At 67.2% G+C, this 2,866-nt stretch carries 4 protein-coding genes; 3 read left to right on the top strand and 1 reads right to left on the bottom strand.

The genetic code is table 11. From position 1 onward, the window contains the following. The coding region (locus Q8Q77_RS19660; protein ID WP_371130487.1) for a biopolymer transporter ExbD at window positions 1-508 on the top strand (508 nt) is incomplete at its 5' end. Between the two features lie 66 nt (window positions 509-574). Here Q8Q77_RS19660 and Q8Q77_RS19655 read toward each other — a convergent pair. Next, a complete protein-coding gene (locus tag Q8Q77_RS19655; RefSeq protein WP_305585675.1) occupies window positions 575-1,630 on the bottom strand; it encodes a GTP-binding protein in 1,056 nt (351 codons plus the stop codon). A 129-nt stretch (window positions 1,631-1,759) separates the two neighbouring features. Here Q8Q77_RS19655 and dmeF point away from each other — a divergent pair, with 129 nt between their 5' ends. Beyond that, complete coding sequence (gene dmeF / locus Q8Q77_RS19650; protein WP_305585674.1) at window positions 1,760-2,677, top strand: CDF family Co(II)/Ni(II) efflux transporter DmeF; 918 nt, start codon at window positions 1,760-1,762, stop codon at window positions 2,675-2,677. Window positions 2,678-2,769: 92 nt separating this feature from the next. Next, window positions 2,770-2,866: bL21 family ribosomal protein (locus tag Q8Q77_RS19645; RefSeq protein WP_305585676.1), on the top strand; the 97-nt coding region annotated here is incomplete at its 3' end.

Here is a 2,866-nt window from a genome sequence, read left to right as displayed (position 1 = left end):
TTGTTTGGCGAAGGGTTTCCGCGACCACGTGGCGGCCCCGGTTCCAGGGGCCCTAGGGAAGGAAATTCATATGGGTGCGAAGCTGGGCGGCGGGGGCGGCGGCGGTAAGTTCGACCTCGGCCAGAACAGCGACATCAACGTTACGCCCTTCGTGGACGTGATGCTGGTGCTCCTTATCATCTTCATGGTGGCCATTCCGGCCGCCACGGTTTCGATCAAGCTCGACCTGCCGCCGGCCATCCCGCCGCCGCCAGGCTCCAAGATCGTGGAACCGACCTTGATCAACATCCAGGAGGCGGGCCTCTATATCGGCGACATCCCGACCACCCTGGACACCCTGCCCGCGGACCTGACCCGCATCCTCTCGGTGGACAAGCCCGAGCCGACGGAAGAGCGCGTCTATATCCGCGCCGACCGCACCGTGCGCTACGGCGACTTCATGGCGGTGATGAACACCCTGCAGAGCAACGGCTTCTTCCAGGTCGCGCTGATCAACGAAGAGCTCTAGGCGCTTCGGACATCCTTGAAGAGGCCCGCCCAGGGTGACCCGGGCGGGCCTTTTTCATGGGCGCCGCTAGGCCGCGCAGGCCTCGAAGCCCGCCCGCAGCTTGGCCTCGTCGAGGTTGCGGCCGATGAACACCATGCGGCTGTAGCGCTTGTCGCCTGTCTTCCAGTCGCCCTGGAAGTCGCCCTCCAGGATCATGTGCACGGCCTGGAACACCAGGCGGCGGTCCTCGCCGGACACGTCGAGAATGCCCTTGGCCCGCAGGATGTCGGGGCCTTGCTCCTCCAGCACCTTGTTCAGCCAGGTGGTGACCCGCTGGCCGTGGATCGGCTTGTCCAGGGTCAGCGAGATCCCGCGGATGCCGGCCGCCGCCGCGTGGTCTTCATGATCGTGGCCGTGGTGGTCATGATCATGGTGGTGATGGTCGTGGTCGCAGTCCTCGTCGTGGACGTGGCCCTCCTCGCCGTGCGGCGGGTTGAGGAACTCCGGGTTCACCTCGGTGATGCGGGCCAGGTCGAAGCCGCCGCGCCCGAGGATCTTGTCCAGCGACACGTTGGAGCGCTGGGCCCGATGGATGGGGGCCAGCGGGTTGAGCCGGCGGATCGCGGCCTCGACGCTCCTGAGCTCGTCCTCGGTGACCAGGTCGGTCTTGTTCAGCACGATCTGGTCGGCGAAGGCGATCTGCTCGACCGCCTCGCGGCTGTCGGCCAGGCGCAGCATCAGGTGCTTGGCGTCGACCACGGTGGTGACGCTGTCGAGTTGGGTCTTGGCCTTGACGTCGTCGTCGACGAAGAAGGTCTGGGCCACCGGGCCGGGATCGGCCAGGCCCGTGGTCTCCACGATGATCGCGTCGAACTTGCCCTTGCGCTTCATCAGCCCGGAGAGAACGCGGATCAGGTCGCCGCGCACGGTGCAGCAGACGCAGCCGTTGTTCATCTCGAAGACTTCTTCGTCGGCGCCGACGATCAGGTCGTTATCGATGCCGACCTCGCCGAACTCGTTGACGATGACGGCGTAGCGCTTGCCGTGGTCCTCGGTGAGGATGCGGTTGAGCAGGGTGGTCTTGCCGGCGCCAAGATAGCCGGTGAGCACGGTGACGGGGGTCTTGTCGGTCATGGCGGGCATTTAGGCATTCGCAGCGGCGAAGGGAACAGGGGCGGAAACTTCGGACGCTTGATCAGATGGTCCCCAAGGCTGCTTGTGTTATAAAGTAACGTTCGATATGTAGAACCGAGATATGGGAAGACGCCGCTCGTGACCGCCTCCACCACCGAGACCCAGGGACAGATCGACGCCTTCCGGGCCGACCGCGTCTATCTGGGCGCCGATCACGCCCGCAACGAGCGGCGCACCTGGATCGTGGCGGCCATCTGCCTGGTGACCCTGGTCGCCCAGATCGCCGGTGGGATCGCCTTCAACTCGATGGCCCTGGTGGCCAACGGCCTGCACCTGGCCGCCCATGTGGCCGCCCTGGTGGTCGCGGCCGGCGCCTATGGCCTGGCGCGCAGGTACGCCGAGGATCCGCGCTTCTCCTTCGGCACCGGCAAGCTGGGCTACCTGGCGGGCTTCGCCAACGCCTCGGTCCTGGCGGTCACGGCGCTCTATATCGGCTTCGAGAGCGTCTCGCGCCTGCTGGCCCCCGCCCCCGTCGCCTATGACGGCGCCCTGGCGCTGGCGGCCGCCGCTCTGGTGGTCAATCTCATCTGCATGGCGCTGCTGCGCCCGGCCCACGCCCACGCCCACGACCGCGACGGCGACCTGAACCTCTCGGCCGCTCACCTGCATCTGGCCGCCGACGCGGCGGTCTCGGCCCTGGCCATAGCAGGCCTTGGCCTGGGACGGATGTTCGGCTGGGCCTGGGCCGACAGCCTGGCGGGCCTGGCCGGCGCGGCCCTGGTCGCCCACTTCGCCTGGCGGCTGCTGAAGCGGGCCGGCGCGGTGCTGCTGGACATGAATCCCTCCGCCGAGCTGACCGCCGAAATCCGCGCGCGGCTGGTCACCGGCGACGAGCGGCTGCTGGACCTGCACCTCTGGCGGCTGGGTCCCGGCCACCATGCGGCGATCGCGGTGATCGAGGCCAAGACCCCGCTCACCCCCGCCGCCTATCGCGCCCGCCTGTCCGGCCTGCCGGGTTTGAGTCATGTGACCGTGGAAACGCGGGACTCGCGTTGACTTGGGCGGGCCTCGCTGTATAAGTCCGGCCCTCTCGCCCGCGGGGCTTCTCGCGGGCGCAATTCCTTTTGCTAAAGTCCAAGGCGCTAACGATGTACGCGGTGATCAAAACCGGCGGAAAGCAGTACCGGGTCCAACCTGGCGATCTGCTGGTTGTCGAGAAGCTCGACGGTGAACCGGGCGCCAATG

Source organism: Phenylobacterium sp., assembly GCF_030698145.1.
GTDB lineage: Bacteria > Pseudomonadota > Alphaproteobacteria > Caulobacterales > Caulobacteraceae > Phenylobacterium.
Note: the sequence above shows the minus strand (reverse complement) of the source record. Positions and strands in the feature narration are given on the sequence as shown.

What these genes read in the sequence shown, in the direction of transcription:
- Q8Q77_RS19655 (WP_305585675.1), bottom strand. Translation starts at nt 1,630, where the DNA reads ATGCCCGCCATGACCGACAAGACCCCCGTCACCGTGCTCACCGGCTAT.